Annotated in this window: 11 protein-coding genes; 10 read left to right on the top strand and 1 reads right to left on the bottom strand. The window is 37.6% G+C overall.

Features of this window, described 5'->3' with window-relative positions:
• Positions 1–71: 71 nt before the first annotated feature.
• From MB380_RS01540 to MB380_RS01500, 9 genes are all read left to right on the top strand, one after another.
• Positions 72–2,438 (top strand): outer membrane beta-barrel family protein, encoded by a 2,367-nt coding sequence (locus MB380_RS01540; RefSeq protein WP_253532487.1) that lies wholly within the window; start codon positions 72–74, stop codon positions 2,436–2,438.
• Positions 2,439–3,039: 601 nt separating this feature from the next.
• Positions 3,040–4,038: a hypothetical protein gene (locus MB380_RS01535; protein WP_253532485.1), complete on the top strand. Its 999-nt coding sequence runs from the start codon at positions 3,040–3,042 to the stop codon at positions 4,036–4,038.
• Positions 4,007–4,216 (top strand): hypothetical protein, encoded by a 210-nt coding sequence (locus tag MB380_RS01530; protein ID WP_253532479.1) that lies wholly within the window; start codon positions 4,007–4,009, stop codon positions 4,214–4,216. The genes MB380_RS01535 and MB380_RS01530 overlap by 32 nt, the downstream gene beginning before the upstream one ends.
• Before the next feature lie 65 nt (positions 4,217–4,281).
• Positions 4,282–5,286 (top strand): hypothetical protein, encoded by a 1,005-nt coding sequence (locus tag MB380_RS01525; protein ID WP_253532477.1) that lies wholly within the window; start codon positions 4,282–4,284, stop codon positions 5,284–5,286.
• Positions 5,271–7,544 carry a peptidase domain-containing ABC transporter gene (locus tag MB380_RS01520; RefSeq protein WP_253532476.1) on the top strand — a complete coding sequence of 758 codons (2,274 nt, stop codon included), beginning with the start codon at positions 5,271–5,273 and terminating at the stop codon, positions 7,542–7,544. Before MB380_RS01525 ends, MB380_RS01520 begins: the two co-directional genes overlap by 16 nt.
• A gap of 4 nt (positions 7,545–7,548) precedes the next feature.
• Positions 7,549–7,986, top strand: coding sequence for a hypothetical protein (locus MB380_RS01515; RefSeq protein ID WP_253532474.1), 438 nt, complete (start codon positions 7,549–7,551; stop codon positions 7,984–7,986).
• A gap of 138 nt (positions 7,987–8,124) precedes the next feature.
• Positions 8,125–9,465 (top strand): glycosyltransferase, encoded by a 1,341-nt coding sequence (locus tag MB380_RS01510; RefSeq protein WP_253532473.1) that lies wholly within the window; start codon positions 8,125–8,127, stop codon positions 9,463–9,465.
• A 76-nt stretch (positions 9,466–9,541) separates the two neighbouring features.
• On the top strand, positions 9,542–10,195 hold the full coding sequence (locus MB380_RS01505; RefSeq protein WP_143705987.1) for a glycosyltransferase family 25 protein: 654 nt from the start codon (positions 9,542–9,544) through the stop codon (positions 10,193–10,195).
• A gap of 123 nt (positions 10,196–10,318) precedes the next feature.
• A complete protein-coding gene (locus MB380_RS01500) occupies positions 10,319–11,668 on the top strand; it encodes a lipase family protein (RefSeq protein ID WP_253532471.1) in 1,350 nt (449 codons plus the stop codon).
• A 460-nt stretch (positions 11,669–12,128) separates the two neighbouring features.
• Here MB380_RS01500 and MB380_RS01495 read toward each other — a convergent pair whose 3' ends face one another.
• The gene (locus tag MB380_RS01495) at positions 12,129–12,479 is read right to left on the bottom strand and encodes a hypothetical protein (protein WP_253532469.1); all 351 of its coding nucleotides are present in this window, start codon (positions 12,477–12,479) and stop codon (positions 12,129–12,131) included.
• A 292-nt stretch (positions 12,480–12,771) separates the two neighbouring features.
• On the opposite strand from MB380_RS01495, the gene MB380_RS01490 reads away from it, so the two are divergent.
• A complete protein-coding gene (locus MB380_RS01490; protein ID WP_253532467.1) occupies positions 12,772–15,129 on the top strand; it encodes a hypothetical protein in 2,358 nt (785 codons plus the stop codon).
• Positions 15,130–15,250: the final 121 nt, after the last annotated feature.

Here is a 15,250-nt window from a genome sequence, read left to right as displayed (position 1 = left end):
AGGGCCCGTATTGATAAAATTTAACGATGATGCATCTGAAAGTATTTTTTCTTTTTCTAATCTCTTTGCTAATGAGTTCCGGAGATGTCTTTGCTCAAACAAAGAAGATTTTCATTTCTGGAAATGTAACAAACGAGCATGGAAAAAGTCTCTCAAGCATTGAAATTTTTGTTTATAAAATGCCTGACACCGTATCAGTATTACGAGGACAATACACAGATTCTACTGGTAAATTCAACATTTATTTATCTGAATACGGCGATTACATATTGGGATTCAGACAGTTTAGCGATACAAACCAAACTTTTACAGGGTTAATAGCACTATCAGAAACGAAAAGTAGCCATGAAATCAAGGATTTCATTATTTCAGAAACCGCAACAATGCTAGGCGAAATTTCGATAAAAGCCAAAAAACCATTGATTCAACATGAACTGGACAAAGTAATTATCAACGTAGAAGGTAATTATCTGGCTAAAGGTAAAAGCCTGGACAACATTTTAAAACTTGCACCAGGCGTTGTGATAGACTCTAAAGGGACTGTGAGTATCAACGGGAACGCTAATATTACATTCCTGATTAATGGCAGAACCATGAAATTAAGTGGCGAAGCACTTAATGCCTTTTTGAAAACACATTTATCAGAAAATATATCATCACTGGAGATTATGACAAACCCATCAGCAAAATATGACGCTGAAGGTACCGCGGCCATCATTCGTATAGTACCTAAAAGAAATAATCAGCAGGGCACCAAAATTACCAATTTTGCTTCTTATGGTTATTCAGGTGTGCATACAGGTGTGTATAGTCCTCAAATTTCTCATAAGAGAAAGAACACCATAATAGAAGCCAATATTACCCTGATAAATGACCCCAAATTAGATGTGTATGAAATAGAAAGAAAATTCAAATCGAATAATAACCGGATATTTCAGAATACAGAAGAGCTAAGAACTGACAGGCTGGTATCATATCAGTTGGATTATTTCAATACCCTTCGTAACAATCAGGAAATAGGGGCTGTGTGGTCTGGTTTCAAAAATTTTAATAAAAGTAATACAGACATAAACAATACATTAATCAGCACTGCAGGTGGAGACTCATTCGGAAAAAACAAAAAGAGTATCCATACTAATGAAGATAATCTGGGCGCTTTTTATCTGAAAAGGCTCGACAGCCTGGGTAGCAATGTAGATGTAAAGGCCAACTACTGGTTTTCAGCAGATAAAGGAAATTTTGATAACTATTCGGTAACAAAATCCACTAAGGATACCCTGGATAATCTTATCTATAAAACCAGTAATAATTCAAAGATATTTACATTGCAGATGGACATTCTTAAAAACAAAAGCAACGGCAGTTACCTTGAGTACGGTGGAAAATTCAGCAATGTAAATACTATTTATGATTTAAATTATCAGAAATTAGTAAGTAATCTGGGAGATAATATTTTTGGAGGAAAGTTTGACTACCAGGAAGAAGTGTATGCTGCCTATTTTAACAAACACTTGCCCAAATACAAAAGATGGGAACTGATGGGAGGGCTAAGGTTTGAAAGCAGCAGGTCAAATGCCTTCTATAAAACATCGTACGTCTTGAAGTACAACAGTTTTTTTCCAAGCTTATTTGTTAAATATGCTTTAGATTCTGCGGAAAACAATGTCCTGAATTTTTCGTATTCAAGACGAATATCCAGGCCTAAATATCATCAGTTAAGTCCCGTTCCAAACTATCTCAATGCTTATGCATATTCGGTAGGCAATCCGTTTTTGAAGCCTGAATTTGTAAACAGAGTAGAAAGCAAGTATATCTATAAAAACAATTACTCGCTGACACTGGCTTACGAAAAATACAACAATGTTTTCACATCAATAGCCTATCAGAATCCGGACAACTCGTCATTTGTTTCTACTACCGAAAACCTGTCGCAACGTTCAAATCTTGAATTGACCCTCAGTATTCCTGTCAATTATAAGATTTTATCAATAAATACTTACGCTGGTTTAAGCTATAATCAATTTAAAGGGCCAATAGGAAATGGGATGCTTTTACGGCAGTCAGCGTTCTCGATACTTATTAATATTTCAGGCGCCCTATCTTTGCCTAAAGGCTATAATCTGGAGTTTAACGGCATGTACATAAGCCCCAACACAACAGGCCAAACAATGATTTTGAGGCGCAACGATTTATCATTGGGCATTAGTAAAACATTTAAAGAGCGAACCTACGTCAAACTGTCCTTTGAAGACCCTTTTTACTTTAATTGGGAGCGGGTCAGAATAAATACCGACGAGCAGGAAACATTTAGCATGAACCGCTGGAACTCCCGGAAAGTAACATTGACATTAGTTCATTCAATAAGCAGAGGTATGGATTATAACAAAAGACGCGCTCCGAAAAGCAACAGTCAAGAAACATATCGGACCTCCAAATAACAATTCTGTCAGAATAGCCTTGTTCAAGCTGATGAATCGAACAGTCTTAATGGCTATTTAATTATGATTCTTTATTAGGTGCACATATAGAGTTTACGGGTATGCTGAAAACCGTTTATAGAGTAGGCACAATATTCAACATTTATAACAATGAAAAAATTATTGGAGAAATTGACTTCAGTTGACAATTATCAATTAGTTGACCTTAACAAGGCGAGAGGGGTATTTGGTGGATACTCAGTATCGCATGATACTTCCGTTTCAAATGACACGTCAAATAATAATGACTCATCAACTAGTAATGATAAGTCAAATAATAACGATTGAGGCTTGAATGAAGGGAGGGAGAACTCCTCCCCTCATTTTAAGTTGTTTCGTTTGGCCATTTTGTTTAGGAAACTGAGGCTATTAAAGTTTCCGGCAACATTTGAGTATATACCATGCACCCAACTCTAAATTGTTAATATACTCCATCTAGCTATTCTTTGTGAACACAAAAATACTAGTTTAGTATAGCTTTATTTTCTTATCTGGTTGTTTACATTAATCAATTTTGCGGACCAATTGAAACATTTTAAAAGCACCTCTGACTAAATTTTATATGATATTGGTTTTATCCTATTCTTCTTATGAGCAAGGCACTGAAAAAGTAATAGACTGGTTGCTGCACAAAAAGGCAAACTTTATTAAAGTGACAATAGAAGACTTATACTCGGTTGATAATCAACAAAGATTTCATGTAAATATAGCCACAAGGAAAATTTTTCACAATGGCAAGGATATTACATCAGAAATAAGGGTGATTTTTTATCGAAGGATATTTAATTACTTTGAACTTTCAGATGAAGAACCATTCAGTGCGCAAATCAAAAATGAGGTAACAGATGAAGCAATTAATCTTATCTACTACCTTTTTTATTTACTAAAAGACAGAGTCTGGCTTCCGGCTTCTAACGTGGCCAATGTGAACAAGCTCATCATTACCGACAAAGCCCAAAACGCAGGTCTTAAAGTTCCAAAGAGTAGCATTATTAATAATAAAAGAGACTTAAAACATTTCTTTAGTCTTACAAAGCATGGCGTAATAACTAAACCAATAAATAAATCAAGTTATTTTATAAATTACGAAAAAACCTACTTTGTCCATGTAAAAGATATTTCAGTCGAAGATATTGAGGCTTTGCCTGATTTTTTCTTCCCTTCATTATTTCAGGAGAAAATACTACGAGACATTGAGATACGCGTGTTCTACCTGGATGGTGACTTTTATTCTATGGCAATGATAAATAGTAATGAAACCCCTGAAGTGGATATCAAGAGAGGATTTAACACCGATACTCAGCACTGGACCGTTTTTTCTTTGCCTGACATTGTAAAAGAAAAGATAACAAAATTCATGAAACTGGTCAGCCTAAATACCGGCTCTATGGATATCATTCTTGATAAAGATGGAAATTATAATTTTATAGAAGTAAACCCTGTAGGGCAATATGGTCATCCGTCGGCAAGTGGAAACTTTTACCTGGAAGAAAAAATTGCAGATTGGCTAATTAAACATGATATTAAAAATGCAGCAGACAAAAGAACCTCCGTTCAATAAAAAAACACTCCTAAAAATACCTGTTTTCTATAGGTGTATGACCGTTTATAAAACCGAGGAAGTAGGTGAACTGAAGGTTACGGCAAGATTCGGCACCAGTAAAAGGCACTTTAGTAAGAATTACCTCAATTATAGCGGACACAAACCGGTTTCTGAGCTGAATCTTTTTGACCTCTGAAAGTCTAATATCAAAGTATCCGGTATTTAATAAAACTGAGAAAACTCATTCCTAATCCGATTCAGATGAAAAAGAAATACATCAGACTTTTTTCTCATTGCTTTGTAGTGGACGGGTCTGAAAACAGTGCAATTTATGACTTTCATAAAGGTGTTGTTTTAAGAATCCCTAAAAGCTTATCTAAAGTTGTTCACCTACTTAATACTTATTCTGTAAAAAAAGTTTATAAGCTATACAAAGGGCAGGAAAACACACTTAATGAATACATGAATTACCTGACCACGCATGATTTGGTATTTTTTACAAATACGCCCCGATTTTTTCCAAAGACAGAAATTGTCTATAAAAGCTTCAGCAATGTTGCCTCGGCGGTAATAGAATACACTAAAGGTTTTTCCATTGAAAAACTTGTAATGGAGTTGGATTCGCTAAACTGCAAAATGGTAGAGTTGAGATATCTATCTCCTCTTGCCAATATTAAAGAGTTACAAGAAGTGTTAGATTATTTTGCCAATTCAACCATCAGGTGCATTGAACTGATTTTTAGTACGTATGAAGGTCTGACAAAAGAATCCATTCATGAACTGCTCGATAAAAATAAAAAAATTGGCTTCATAGTAATTGCCGGCTATCACGAAACGGAAATTATGTTTGCTGACAGCTGTAAAATTATATTTACAGAAAAAACAATTGATAAAGTAACAACTACTTACTACACGTCGCCAAAGGTGGTCATCAATATCGATTATTTCATGGAGAGCCATTTTTACAATCCTTATTATAATGCTAAGGTTTGTATAGACATTGGTGGCAATATCAAGAATTGTTTATCCCTTAAAAAGTCTTTTGGGAATGTAAATCGCGAATCACTTTCTAAAGTAATAGACAAAGATAATTTTAAAAGATTATGGCTGATTAAGCCGGATAAAATTGAGTCGCTCAGAGATTCAGAATTCAGATATGCCCTCTACATTCCGAACCAGCTTAAGGCGGTAAAAGGTGCATCAGATTTGTATAAGTACAACGACATTTCAAAAGCAGACTTTAACAACCTATGCGAAAAATTCTGAATTATCTGAAATTCGCTTCCAAAAACAAATTAAGGTTTACGAGACAACTAGAAAGCATGGATTGCGGACCCGCTTGCCTTAAAATGATAGGAGGATACTATGGACGTGACATAAGCCTTGATTACCTTAGAAGTATTTGTAAGACAGCAAAGCTGGGAACATCACTGAAAGGATTGAGCGAAGGGGCTAAAATGATAAATCTTGATTCAATGTCACTTGAATTATCATTGCCTGACCTCATGAAATTGGCATCATACCCATGCATACTTTTCTGGAGAAAATCACATTTTGTAATTCTTAAGGGCATCATACCAAAACGATCATTTTTCTTTAAGCTATTTACTAGTGAAGAGATGTTTATCATTGCCGACCCTTCTTTTGGTATTATTAAATTAGGGTTGTCCGATTTTACCAATAATTGGTGTAAAGAAGCAAATGGCAATGGGATAGCCCTGTTTTTTGAACCGAACGAAAACTTTGCAGATTATCTAGAGCCGGAAATACCTGCAAAAAATCCACAGAGTTACACTAATAAAGTATGGGAATTAGTAAGCCAATACAAATTCGGCTTATTAAAAGTGTTTATCGGTATGATTCTGAGCGGAGCGCTAATTTTAACTTTCCCATTGCTTACACAAAAACTGATTGATGTAGGCATACACTACAAAAGCCCGACATATATAGAGCTTATATTGCTAACCCAACTTTTTATTTTCATCGGAGCATCAATAATTGACTCCATTAAATCGTGGATACTCTTATTTATTGGCACAAAAATCGAGATAAACTTAACCTCCAGGTTTTTATCCAAAATAATGAAACTGCCCATGTTTTATTTCGATTCAAAATTGGCAGGAGATTTAATGCAAAGAATAAGTGATAACAACAGAATAGAATTATTTATTAAAACATATTTGTTAGAATTTATTATATCATCCATCAATCTTTTAGTGCTGATGGGCATACTGATTTTTTACGACCTGAAGGTTTTCTACGTGTATCTGTTAGGCACTGTATTGTCTGTATGCTGGATTGCCATTTTTATGAGGAAAAGAGAATTACTAGACTACCGGCGATTTGATATTGCAAGTGAAGGCACCGACAACCTAATTGAAACCATTGTTTCAATGCCAGAGATAAAGCTTAATAATGCCCAAAATGAAAAAAAAAAATCATGGGAAAAAATCCAAATCAGAATGTTCGATATAAATATCAGAATATTATCCGTACAGCAGTATCAGAATATCGGCAATAATGTGATTGTACAAATAAAAAATGTACTGGTTACTTTTTTGATTGCCAATTATGTGGTTGAAGGCACCATGACTCTTGGTGTAATGCTGGGTGTATCTGTTATTCTAGGGCAATTGAATGGGCCATTTAACCAAATTGTGAGCTTTTTCCAGTTTTATCAGGATTCAAAGATCAGTTTTAAGCGTTTGGGGGAGATTCATAAACGTGAAGACGAAGATGCAAATATAGAATTACTCAGAAAAGAAGTAGCACCGGCCGATATAGTCATTAAAAATCTAAAGTTTAGTTACACAGAGTCCTATGACGATTTAATATTTGACAACCTGAATCTGTCAATACCAAAAGGCCAAACAACTGCTATTGTCGGAACCAGTGGAAGCGGCAAGACTACCTTATTAAAGTTATTGATGAAATTTTACCAGCCGCTGGAAGGTGAAATTCTCATTGGTGGTTTGCCCCTTAGTAATATTGATTCAGATTATTGGAGAAGCAAATGTGGTGTGGTACTTCAGGAGGGATATCTATTCTCTGAAACAGTAGCTAATAATATCACCATGCGAAATGCTGATGTATATAATTCAGACCAGCTTGCTAAAATAAGATACACTACAGATTTAACCAATATTACAGATTTTGTGGAATCGTTGCCTATGGGTTTCAAAACCAAAATAGGCGGTAACGGGATCGGAATAAGCACCGGTCAAAAACAAAGAGTTTTAATAGCCAGAGCTTTGTACAAAGACCCCGAGATACTTTTTCTTGATGAAGCTACAAGCTCTCTTGATGCCAAAAACGAAAAAGTAATCATAGAAAATCTGAACTCATTTTTTACAAATAAAACAGTGGTGGTGGTGGCCCACAGGCTTAGTACAGTAAAAAACGCACATAACATAGTAGTGCTTGAAACAGGTAAAATTATTGAACAGGGCACCCACGAAGAACTGATTAAACAAAAGGGCACATATTACCAACTAATTAAAAACCAACTGGAGTTGGGCGACTAATGATATGAGCAAAGATTATGAAAGTATTGACTCCATTTCAAGTTTTACAGAAAAACATGGTCTCTGGTTATTTCTGCTAGTGCCATGTGTGTTGTTAGTCATTTTATCAACAGTAACCATGCCTGATGGCAGCTTTTATAGCAATACAGCTATAGAAAGAGATAGCACTATTACTACTTATACAGATGCTTCTAAAGTTATTTACCTAAAAAACGGAGACCCTGTTCAGGTTTCAGGCGCAAAAGACAAACATCTATCTGGAATAACTTCTTTAAGGATAGTTGAAATTAAAGAAGTAGGGAATGATAGTATCCAAATTCGTTTCGCAACAACTGCCAGATTAAAAATCTCTGGAACCGAATTGTATTTTAAGGTCAGGAAGCAGTCAATGCTGCGGGTTTTATATAATTCACTAAAGATAGATGCATGGCCGCATAAATAACATGGATGATGATTGCAGAATACTGATGGTAGCGACTAAAAATTTTGCTGGTTTAACAATCTGATTCATTATCACGCAATAAATGCTGCAATTGATGGCTTTTGCTTAAACCGACTAAAAATCAAGATAACTTATAGTATGAATGAAAAAAAATGCCTGTTCATAATTCTTCCGGTTACAAGTCATTTTAATAGTGTTTTTGCTTATGCTGAAGCACTAAAAAAAGAAGGGAGTAATATTTTTATGGCATCACCTGCTTCCTACTACGATTACATGAAGAAGGCAGGTTTTATGCCAGTGCCTATAATTTATTTCAACCATTACTTTGTAACCAGCTGGAAAGTTTTCATATCCTTGTTTATAGCAAGCCGGTTTTCGAAAAAATTCAATATAAATAGGCTAAGAAACTTATTAAATGCTGAAATGTCTGCAATAAAATTAATCACTGATCTCGAACCCGATGTGATTTATATTGACCCGCATTTATCTTATTATTACTTATTTATTTTAAAGATAATCAAACCTTGGCAAAGGATAGTGATAATCAACACAAAACTCGCAACCTCCAGAAAACCACATATCCCGCCGTTATATCTTGGCCATCAGCTCATCAACAAGAAGGCCATTTATACGCCATTAGCGTGGTCTATACATGCTATAAAGATATATTTTAAAAAAATTATAAGCTATTTCTTATATAATGGCCGGGATGATGATTCCCTTTTAAAGCATCTATCAAAAAAAAGGAATATTGATTTTGATAGTATTTTCCTAAGTAGGTATAAAACCTCATTTTATCTGGAGTTAAACCCTGCGCATTTAAATACTGAAACAATTATTCTGGCACCTCGTGCATTAGAATATCCTTGGTATTTACCCCAAAAAAATGAGAATTTTATTAACATGGCACCTTACCGGTTTATAAATAAGGAAAATAAAATTCTGGAGACATTTTTAGAAAATATTATAATCAGGAAATCAATTAATTCAGATACCCGCCTTATATATTGCTCGCTCGGTACATTAAGTGCTGAGTACAGCCAAAAAATTATTCCTTTTTTTACCAGGTTGACAACACTGATAAATGAGCATCCCGATTATTATTTGATTTTGGCAACCGGAGACATTGATTTTAAAATTTCGTACACACAACACAACAGGTTGTATATTGATAAAAGGCTTCCTCAATTAAAAATCCTGAAATCGTGCGACCTGTATATAACCCATGGGGGCTTAAACAGCATTCGTGAGAGTATTTATTGCAAGGTCCCCATGATTATTTACCCCTTTAATAAAACCTCTGATTTATGTGGAAATGCGGCTCGTGTACATTTTAATGCTTTAGGCCTTAAAGGCAATATAAGGGAAACTTCAGCAAGTATAACCGCTAAAATAAAGTATATTTTTAGTCCGGCATTTCAGATTCCTTATCAGGAAAAAATAGCACGATTTGAGTTCACTGAAAAGATTCAGACTTAGCGCTGATTTGATCTTCGCATTTTTATATGAAAGTTTTCTCATTAATTACTCATTTACCTGTGACCAAAACAAAATCATGAATTTACTAAACAAGCATTTCAGGAAAGTACTTCTTCTTAATCTGGATACCAGAAAAGACCGCCTGGAAAAATCCGAGAAAATTCTAAGAGAAAATCAATTGGAATTTGAAAGGTTTGCAGCCATTAATGGGCATGAAAGACCAGATATACAAATGGTTACAGCAGCAGAGATACATGAGCTTCCGGCACATTGGAACAGGGGCGCCTTAGGCGTATGCCTCTCGCTTCTGGAAATTTTCAGACTGGCCTTGAAAGAAAACTGGGAGAATGTCCTGATTATAGAAGATGACATAGAGTTTTTGCCTGAATTAAACGAGCTTCTACCAGCTTTGCTGCATAACATACCCGCACGGTGGGAGTCATTATTCTTTGGCTTAAATACCATGGAGCAGGAGAAATTTAATGGATACTGGGAAAAAATAAACTATGGTTTTGCCCTGCATTGCCACGCGGTTCATCGCTCGGTGTATCAGTTATTAATAGATGAATTAAGCAAGCTAAGAGGCCCGGCCGATGTGGTTTACGCAAATGTACTTTTCCCTCGTGGGCTTTCCTTTGTAAGTAAGCCTAAATTAGCTTTCCAGAGAGCAGATATGTCTTCCGTTACCAACCGTTTTGAAGACTACACCTTCCTACGCAATCAATATTAGTGGTAGTTCTCAAAACCGGGCAAATGTTAAACCCAAAACCTGAGCCAGAATGCCGCAAAAATTGATTGTATGTATAAAACCAGCATAAATCATTTGCTTTTTAAGTTTAAAAAATCTGTTAACATGAAAAAACTTACTTTAATTTCAGCAATCGTTATGATAAACCAGGTTTCTGTAGCACAAAGTATCAATAAAGAAATACTATTGAATAAACCACGCGCCGAATTTATCAGGCAGCTGGAGACTGATGGCAAAATAACTGCTCAAATGGCCCTCAATCAGATTCATCAATTCAATAAATACGAAAAAATAAACGAAACCGGCAAAGAATACATCCTTACCATTGAAGACAAGGTATTTGGCAAGGTACCTTTCAGGCTGTTTATACCCAAAGGGTATAATCCGGCAGTAAAAAACCCTATGGCGCTTTTGCTGCATGGCGCCGTTGGCGAAAGCAATTTTCAACGTGCTTACGATACCCGAACGAAGATTCATGATATTTTTTTTGATGCCCTGGCCAAACAAAACTATATCATAATCAGGCCTTTTGCCGACCCCTCTAAAAAGTTTGACTGGGCGATTAATCGCTTTGAAGATTTTGGTGAATCGGTAAGTACATCAAAAAACAATGAAACCTACCGAACACTGGTTGAGATTGTCAATTATTGTAAGTCTTTTCTGAATGTAAACGACCAGAAGGTTTTCTCATACGGGCATTCAGACGGCGCCGATGGCACTTTTCTATTGCAACTCGGTTACCCTACCCCATTTGCAGGCTTTGTATGCTATAACTCTATGCTCACCAATATATTTGCCAACAATGCCTATTTAAGCAATGCGGTAAACCGCCCATTATTTCTTGTGCATTCAGACCGCGACGACCTGAGACCCATTGAGCAGATAAGGGTAATCCGTAAAAAACTTACCGAATCAGGCAGCCCGGTAACCTATAAAGAGTATCTGGGTTATCAGCACTACGATAAACATCTGGATAAAGACATACCGAATAGCATCAATTTCCTGAATAATACCACAAGAAATACCTTTAAGAAAACAATCAACTGGGAAACAGGCAATTACATGAACACTACCTGCGACTGGATAGCTATCAGGAAGTTTGATACTAAAAAACCCAGAGCTTCATTTCATAAGCCCATAGCCATGCAGAGTTATAACAAAAAAAGCAAAAAGTGGGACACCCTACCTTATTACAACAATGAAGAAAGCAGCATGATTAAGGCCGAACTGAAGGGCAACACTTTTTATGTGGAAACATCAAGAGTAAATGAATTTGATATTTTCATTAGTCCGGCGATGGTCAATATCGACGAAAACATTAAGGTGGTTTTAAATAACAAAGTGGTTTTCGACAAAAAAATTCCCTACAACAAGGCCTTTATGGTTAAGAACTTTAAAACAAACACCGACCGTGAGCTTGTATGGGTAAATTATATCAGTCTGAAGGTGAAGTGAACTTATCTGAACTTCAAAAAACTTCTCATTAACCGGCATACAAGCAGAGGGTCACAGGTTCGAATCCTGTAACTCCCACACTGATAATCAAGCACTTACGAGGAAATCTTGTAAGTGCTTTTTTTATTTGCACACAATTTGCACACGGATTCGTCTTTTGAATTTTATTTAAAAATCTAGAATGATTTTTTGATTCATTCAACCGGTACAAATTTCCATATCATCCTTGTAAATTTAATATTGAATATTAAATTTACAAGGATGAACATCAAATCTCCAGCTTACTAGGAAAAGGAAGATTAAATCATGGTTCAAAAATCCCATGATATCGCGAACATCAAATTAGTTTTTTAAAGGCTTTGGAATTGTCTAATATAAGTGGACTATTAAACTGCAATTTCTGAACATACTAATTATTTTCTGTCACAAATTTTGGCAATATTTGTGACACAGATAATGTTCATTCAAAGCTAAAATGCCTGACGATAAAATCTTTATAAAGCCTATCAATATCTGGAAAACTTTCTCTAATATCGTCTTCCTCCAAGTTCATTAGTTTCATATACCTGCGCAATACAGTTCCAACTTTTTTATCTGTCCATCTTTTATTTTTATTTTGATAGGAACCTGGAACTTTAGATTTATTCAATATCTCTGCAATTTCTTTGTAGGTATGAAGCCCTCTTTTTAAACATCGAACTTGTATTAATAATTGTCCTTCATAAAGTGCGTCATAATTTGCACGTCCAATCCTCTTTTTTAAATCTTCAATGTATGTGTCTGGATTATAAATTATTCTCTGTTCAGTCATACACTCCCCCCTCGATTGGTGTCAGGGAGTTGGAAAGCCCATTTCGTAGAAAAGGCCGCCTGAATCTTTACCCTTTCGGGCTGAACATACATTCAGGCCTCCCCGACAAATCGAGGAGTGATATTTCGGTCACATACCGCTATGAAATCAGGGATTCCAAGCCCTAAAGCCTGCAAAGGCTTCCAGATAATTATACAGGTTTAACTTCCAAGATCAAGCCCATATTAACAAATATTAATACTTTGGTCATAAACTATACGCATGTACAAGAAAACACTTCCGCGGTGATACCATGCGTAAAATCGTCATTCTGCTGATTGTCGTTCTGATTTCAGGTTGCCTGCCAGACGATAGTGAGCGAATCAGACGGATTAACCAGCGCGCAGTCATTGAAAACACCGCCCGGGACCTGGCAACCTCTGCCATGAATTTATCTTCCTATCTGTCTGCCACAAAAATGAAACGACGGGCATTACTAGACTCTGACGGGCAAGTTGTTTCGGATGATGCCAATGATTTCACGGTGACAAATCTTCAGGTACCGGTAGCGCCATCGGCCATTACCGCAAGCCCTTGTGGCGATTACGGTGCGATTGCCTATTATCATGCGCTACCGTCAGGCATAGGAAGCCTTTTGATGCATGGCAATGCCATGGCGGCTTCATTGATTCCGACATTCGGTCATGATTCTGTCGGCATGAAAAGTGGATATTGGATTCAACTACCGAAGAAAGCCGTTGAGTTGGGTTGTACGGTGGGCAATGATATTCTGGATGGCTCGCCGATATTTGTGGCTGGTTTTGCTTTAACGGATGGAATGAACGGCTTGCCTGATCCGTCGAAAACGACAGAACCTGTTTTTGACCGGGTTATCACGATGCCTTGTCCTGCCGGGACAAACGGTGTCATCAAACGCGACCAGACATGTCGGCTGAAATCAAAGGATGATGAAACTGTGAAGGAAGATGGTTTCATCATTATCAACGATGCGCCCAATGAAAGACAGAGACTGACTAAAAATTGGGAATGCACCCCTGATTTATCCCAACCGCAAACACCGCCCACAACGGAGGAAATCGCGGTTTATTGCCGCGATCCGGCGAACGATATCACCAAAATTCCCGATAATGCGGTGGTCATGCAGGTGGTCAACCTGAAAGAAGCACTTGAGAACAACGGTCCGGGATATTACACCTTCTTTTGCCGTCCGAATAAGGACGGTTCTAATGCTTGTGAGGCCAAGCCTTATTCGCCTGAACCACGAACTTTTCTGGATTGTGGCAGAGTGGAACCCAATCCCCCTCGATTTGTAATCAATCCCGTTGAACCGCTTCAAATGAATGAGAACGGGGATTTAATAGGCAATGAACAAGAAATTCGGGAATGTGGGCGTGGATGGCGAGGAAGATTAACTGCACGTTACCTTGCTCGTCGCTGCACACTAAAAAGAAATGATGGGTACAATTCTACCACAATTATTTCCACGCCACAGACTATTTATCGAATTGGCTATGCCCAGGCACAATGTGAGCGCGATATTGAAACAACGGTGGCCTGTCCTGACCCATCGCTTGTGCCGGGGTCAGACCCGAATAAACGCTTGTGGGTTGTCCGGCATGCCAGAATGCTCAAACCTGTGGCTCTGGATTGGAGTGAAAATAAGCCAGGCCCTGGATCATGGGATACAACGCGGATTGCGACAACCGATAGCCGTACAGAGGTCAGGGAAACAGCCGCCATGAGTGCGCCGAACAAGCCGCCCGCCGTGATACCCGCAACAACACGGGCGGAATTGGATTCGATATCAGATTCACGGGTCTGGTCCGAAAAACTGGTCGATGCCATGCGCCAGGCCGACCCATCGTCGATAGAGGCACCGATTGTGTCATGCAATAATAATGGAAACCCATGTGGAATTCCCACCCCGCAGACAGGTATTGAAGTATGGGTGGAAAGCGACCGGCTGTGGCCTTATTCAGGAGGTGCGTTTAATATGGTGAACCTGACGTGTTCAGTATCTCCCTATGAAAGATGCAATCCCATCCTCGGGCCAAATCAGTCAATGTGTGGAGAAGGGGTATGCAGACAGGATCCGAATGAGCCTTTTCTTTATGTTGGTGAAGGGGGCCGGTTTGACCAACTTGTCAATTCCTATTTTCCTTATGTTGAGACACCGTTGCCGACCGGCAATGCCATTCTTCGCGTTTCTCCAAGTGCGTTGGTGCCTTTGTTTAATGACCCTAATTCGATTTGTAGCATCGCCTCAACAGACTTCTCACGACTGATGATTTTTGGAACTTATAACGAAGAGTATGCTTCTTTTAACGGGGTTAGACAATGCGCGGCATTAGGGAACAAGCCTTACACGGATTCACGGGATATGCTGGATGATGCCGTAGACGCGTATCTGGCAAAGGGAGGTCAGTTAATTGTCTTTTCTGATCACATCAAACTGGGGAATGAAGGGAAGCCCGCATATCATCTCTTGAACGCCAATATTTTTAGACCAGATGGTCTTGTCACGACCACATTAAGAAACTGGATATTAAACTCGAATGCTCCGATGAATCCCTGCACAGTTATTCCACAAGAACAAAAAATGATCATTTATAAAAAAACAGAGGCTGTCCAAAAAGGGGCAGCTTCTTGACTTTTTTAAATACCCACATTAAGAATAAGTATTTGGGTTACAAAGCTTTCTAGATGCCCCGCCCTGAGATTTCTCTATATTTTTTGATTATAAATATACTGTGAGGCCAGCATGATATTCA

This window comes from Emticicia sp. 21SJ11W-3 (genome assembly GCF_024138715.1).
GTDB classification, from domain to species: Bacteria; Bacteroidota; Bacteroidia; order Cytophagales; family Spirosomataceae; genus Emticicia; species Emticicia fluvialis.
This window is presented reverse-complemented; position numbering and strand designations above follow the sequence as displayed.

Excerpts from the sequence above, each read along its gene's own strand:
- MB380_RS01540 (WP_253532487.1), top strand. The coding sequence starts at position 72 with ATGAGTTCCGGAGATGTCTTTGCTCAAACAAAGAAGATTTTCATTTCT.
- MB380_RS01535 (WP_253532485.1), top strand. The coding sequence starts at position 3,040 with ATGATATTGGTTTTATCCTATTCTTCTTATGAGCAAGGCACTGAAAAA.
- MB380_RS01530 (WP_253532479.1), top strand. The coding sequence starts at position 4,007 with ATGCAGCAGACAAAAGAACCTCCGTTCAATAAAAAAACACTCCTAAAA.
- MB380_RS01525 (WP_253532477.1), top strand. The coding sequence starts at position 4,282 with ATGAAAAAGAAATACATCAGACTTTTTTCTCATTGCTTTGTAGTGGAC.
- MB380_RS01520 (WP_253532476.1), top strand. The coding sequence starts at position 5,271 with ATGCGAAAAATTCTGAATTATCTGAAATTCGCTTCCAAAAACAAATTA.
- MB380_RS01515 (WP_253532474.1), top strand. The coding sequence starts at position 7,549 with ATGAGCAAAGATTATGAAAGTATTGACTCCATTTCAAGTTTTACAGAA.
- MB380_RS01510 (WP_253532473.1), top strand. The coding sequence starts at position 8,125 with ATGAATGAAAAAAAATGCCTGTTCATAATTCTTCCGGTTACAAGTCAT.
- MB380_RS01505 (WP_143705987.1), top strand. The coding sequence starts at position 9,542 with ATGAATTTACTAAACAAGCATTTCAGGAAAGTACTTCTTCTTAATCTG.
- MB380_RS01500 (WP_253532471.1), top strand. The coding sequence starts at position 10,319 with ATGAAAAAACTTACTTTAATTTCAGCAATCGTTATGATAAACCAGGTT.
- MB380_RS01495 (WP_253532469.1), bottom strand. The coding sequence starts at position 12,479 with ATGACTGAACAGAGAATAATTTATAATCCAGACACATACATTGAAGAT.
- MB380_RS01490 (WP_253532467.1), top strand. The coding sequence starts at position 12,772 with ATGCGTAAAATCGTCATTCTGCTGATTGTCGTTCTGATTTCAGGTTGC.